The sequence below is a fragment of the Brevundimonas sp. genome (genome assembly GCF_030656255.1).
GTDB lineage: Bacteria > Pseudomonadota > Alphaproteobacteria > Caulobacterales > Caulobacteraceae > Brevundimonas.
This window is the reverse complement of sequence record NZ_JAUSOE010000071.1, coordinates 1-3,440: the sequence shown is the minus strand read 5'-3', so window position 1 is coordinate 3,440 and position 3,440 is coordinate 1. Positions and strand designations below refer to the sequence as shown.

At 67.2% G+C, this 3,440-nt stretch carries 4 protein-coding genes and 1 pseudogene; 3 read left to right on the top strand and 2 right to left on the bottom strand.

The window, feature by feature from the left end; genetic code table 11:
- On the bottom strand, positions 1 to 1,312 hold a 1,312-nt coding region (locus Q7J26_RS07615), incomplete at its 3' end, for a malate synthase G (protein ID WP_304935884.1).
- A gap of 168 nt (positions 1,313 to 1,480) precedes the next feature.
- On the opposite strand from Q7J26_RS07615, the gene Q7J26_RS07610 reads away from it, so the two are divergent.
- Positions 1,481 to 2,134: a DUF1345 domain-containing protein gene (locus tag Q7J26_RS07610; RefSeq protein ID WP_304935883.1), complete on the top strand. Its 654-nt coding sequence runs from the start codon at positions 1,481 to 1,483 to the stop codon at positions 2,132 to 2,134.
- Between the two features lie 122 nt (positions 2,135 to 2,256).
- On the top strand, positions 2,257 to 2,631 hold the full coding sequence (locus Q7J26_RS07605; RefSeq protein ID WP_304935882.1) for a hypothetical protein: 375 nt from the start codon (positions 2,257 to 2,259) through the stop codon (positions 2,629 to 2,631).
- Between the two features lie 54 nt (positions 2,632 to 2,685).
- Here Q7J26_RS07605 and Q7J26_RS07600 read toward each other — a convergent pair whose 3' ends face one another.
- Positions 2,686 to 2,841: a hypothetical protein gene (locus tag Q7J26_RS07600; protein ID WP_304935881.1), complete on the bottom strand. Its 156-nt coding sequence runs from the start codon at positions 2,839 to 2,841 to the stop codon at positions 2,686 to 2,688.
- Between the two features lie 221 nt (positions 2,842 to 3,062).
- Between Q7J26_RS07600 and Q7J26_RS07595 the strand changes: the two are divergent.
- Positions 3,063 to 3,440 (top strand): annotated as a pseudogene (locus Q7J26_RS07595) (hypothetical protein); the annotation flags it as partial.

Genomic DNA, 3,440 nt, shown 5'->3' with positions numbered 1-3,440 from the left:
CCTTCACCGCATGGATGCAGGCCGCCAGATTGGCCGAGGTGCGGCGCTCCTCGTCCATGACCCCGACCTTGATCGTGTGGCGCGGCAGGGCCAGCAGATCCTCGACCGCGTCAAACAGCCGGTCGGTGAAGCCGGCCTCGTCCGGCCCGTGCATCTTCGGCTTGACGATATAGACCGAGCCCGTCGCGCTGTTGCCGAAGGCGCCGAGGCCCTTGATGTCGTACAGCGCGATCAGGCTGGTGACGACGGCGTCCATGACGCCTTCGGGCGCGTCCGAACCGTCGGCCAGGCGGATGGCGGGCGTGGTCATCAGATGGCCGACGTTGCGCACGAACAGCAGGCTGCGGCCCTTCAGGGTCACGTCGCCGCCGTGCGGCGCAGTCCAGTGGCGGTCGGTCTCCAGCGTGCGGGTCAGGGTCTCGCCGCCTTTCTTGAAGGTGGCCGACAGGTCGCCGCGCATCAGGCCCAGCCAGTTGCGATAGGCCTCGACCTTGTCGGCGGCGTCCACGGCCGCGACCGAGTCCTCCAGATCGACGATGGTGGTCAGGGCGGATTCCAGCACGACGTCGGCCAGGCCCGCCGGATCGGCGCCGCCGACCGGGTGGGACGGGTCGATCACCAGTTCGATGTGCAGGCCGTGGTGCGCCAGCAGGATGGAGGCGGGCGAGGCCGGATCTCCGACGAAGCCGACGAACTGGGTGGGATCCTTCAGGGCCGGGACCAGGGCGCCGTCGACCACCGACCAACCGGCGACATCGGCGTGCGATCCGTCGGCCAGGGGCGCCGCCTCGTCCAGAAACGCCTTGGCGCGGGCCACGACTCGGGCGCCCCGCGCCGCGTCATAGCCGCCGCCGGTCGGCAGGTCGCCCAGCGCATCCGTGCCGTAGAGGGCGTCGTACAGGCTGCCCCAGCGGGCATTGGCGGCGTTCAACAGGAAGCGGGCGTTCAGCACCGGCACGACCAACTGCGGCCCGGCCATGGCGGCGATCTCGGCGTCCACCCCGGCCGTGCCGATGGCGAAGGGGGCCGGCTCCTCGACCAGATAACCGATCTCGCGCAGGAAGGCCTGGGACGCGGCGACATCATAGGGCTGGCCCTTGCGGGCGGCGTGCCAGGCGTCGATCTGGGCCTGAAGATCGTCACGCCGGGCCAGCAGGGCGCGGTTTTCCGGCGCGAACCGGGCGAAGATATCCGCCGTCCCGGACCAGAAACCCGCCGGGTCCAGTTCCAGGCCCGGCAATACGTCCTGTTCGATCAGGGCGGCGAGTTCGGCCGCGACCTTCAACCCGGCGCGATCTTCATAGGACGTCATGGCGGCCCTTTCTCCGGCGCGACGGCCGGACCTGTAACAATGCGTGATCACGCTAAGCCGACCCAAGGACGCTTCGCAAGGGTCACGTCGCGTCAGCCCCTTCGCTTTTCGTCTAGGCGCCTTCGTCTGGGCGCTTGCGGGACGCGCAAGGGGCGTCATGATCCGACCATGCGCCTGTTTCGTCCTCTCCGCCTGTACGGCGTTCTGTTTTCCAGCCTGGGGGTGGTGATCCTGGTCACCCTGTTGGTGCCAGCCGGTGAAAACGCACTGACCCGCGTGGCCTATGGCTGGATCGCGGGGGTCGCGGTCTTCATCGCCGCCACCCTGACCCGAATGGCCCTGGCCCAGGACGCCAACGCCATTCGCCGACGCGCGGCGGCCCTGGATCAGACCGGCGGCGCCGTGCTGCCCCTCAGCCTGCTGGCGGCGGTCGCCAGTATCGTGGTGGTGGTGGGCGAGGCTGTTCAGCGCGGCGGCTCGCCGATCCGCGACAGTCTGCTGGCCCTGGGGACCGTGACCCTGTCCTGGACCTTCATCCACCTGATCTTCGCCCTGCACTACGCCCACGCCTTCTATCAGCACGGCGAACACGGCAAGGATCGGGGCGGCCTGATCTTCCCTGGCGAGACCGAGCCCGATTACTGGGACTTTCTGCATTTCGCCTTGATCATCGGGGTGGCGTCCCAGACGGCCGATGTTCAGATCGCCGACCGGGGCATCCGACGGCTGTCGAGCGTGCACAGCCTGACCGCCTTTGTTTTCAACACGGTGATCCTGGCCCTGGCGGTGAATCTGGCGGTCGGACTGGTGGGCGTTTCGTAGAATCCCCGGATCGGCCGGTCAGAAAGGCTTAACCGCGTCCGTGAACGGGACCGCAAGCGACTGGGGCGTAAGGCTGTGGGTACGGACGACATCCCGTCCGGATCGCAAGAAGCGTCTCGCCCATGCTGTTTCTCCTGAACGACGTCGTGTTCGACCTGGACGAGGCCTGCCCGGTCACGCCCGCCGACGCGCGCCGGTTCGAGAAGCTGGGCTTCGACTATGTGCTGGAACTGGGCTGCGAACTGTTCGCCGAAGATCCGCTGCTGCATCGCAACGACCCCGGCCGCGCGCGCCGCCTAGCCTGGCTGATCGCCGAGCGCAGCCCGGACGTCAACGCCGCCCTGTTCGCGGCGCCCGCCGTCGCCTGCAATCCCGACCTGGTCGAGCCGCGCTTCTGCACCCTGCCCGACGCGGTCATGGCCCATTTGCACGACAAAGGCCGCCGCCTGGACGCGATCGCGGCCGACCGAGCGGTCTGGAACCGTCTCGCCGCCTGAGCTTGCGCTCACGCCGATGGCGCGACCTTGCGGCCGCGCCGTTTCAGACCGCCGTCAGAACGCCGCGAACAGCAGATGCACGACGGTGGACGCAGCGAAGATAAAGCCGAAGCCTATCGCCAGTCCAAAGGCGGGGTGCAGTTTGCGCGGACGGTTTGAGCGCGCGCGATCCAGACCGACGATACGGTCTTCAGGATGGATAACAGCCATCGTCATTTCCTTTCCCTATGATCCCGGATCGATCCGGGAGAGAAGCGCCGGGCTCTGACGGCCTGATCGTCTCCTCAGACCCGACAATGACTCCAATAGCCCCTTATGGCGAGGGGTTATTTGATGTGGCGCAAACGGGTTGCGATCTGGCGAAATTGCACGACGCGGCTTTACGACGGCGCACAACCTCTGCGACTAAGGCCCGAGTGGCGGAGGGGATCATGAATTTGGCGGGATTACGCGCAGGCGTTGCGGGGGCGATGGCCTTGCTGGGGCTTATGAGCGCGGCGACGACGGCCCAGGCCGACTGGCTGCGGGCCGAGAGCGAGCAGTTCATCGTCTACAGCGAGGGCAGCGAGCGGTCGTTGCGGGACTATGTCCGCAAACTGGAGATGTTCGACCGCGTCATGCGGTTCCGCTCGAAGATTCCCCTGTCGGAAACTACGCCGCGCAAACTGCCTATCTACCTGGTCGGAAACAGGTCCGGGCTGTTGAAGGTGCGCCCCTCGGCGGCGGAGCACGTCATCGGCATCTATCTGCCGACGGAAGAGGATATTTTCGCTGTCGCCATTCGGCGCGGAAACGGCGACGACATGACC

What these genes read in the sequence shown, in the direction of transcription:
- Q7J26_RS07610 (WP_304935883.1), top strand. Translation starts at nt 1,481, where the DNA reads ATGCGCCTGTTTCGTCCTCTCCGCCTGTACGGCGTTCTGTTTTCCAGC.
- Q7J26_RS07605 (WP_304935882.1), top strand. Translation starts at nt 2,257, where the DNA reads ATGCTGTTTCTCCTGAACGACGTCGTGTTCGACCTGGACGAGGCCTGC.
- Q7J26_RS07600 (WP_304935881.1), bottom strand. Translation starts at nt 2,841, where the DNA reads ATGGCTGTTATCCATCCTGAAGACCGTATCGTCGGTCTGGATCGCGCG.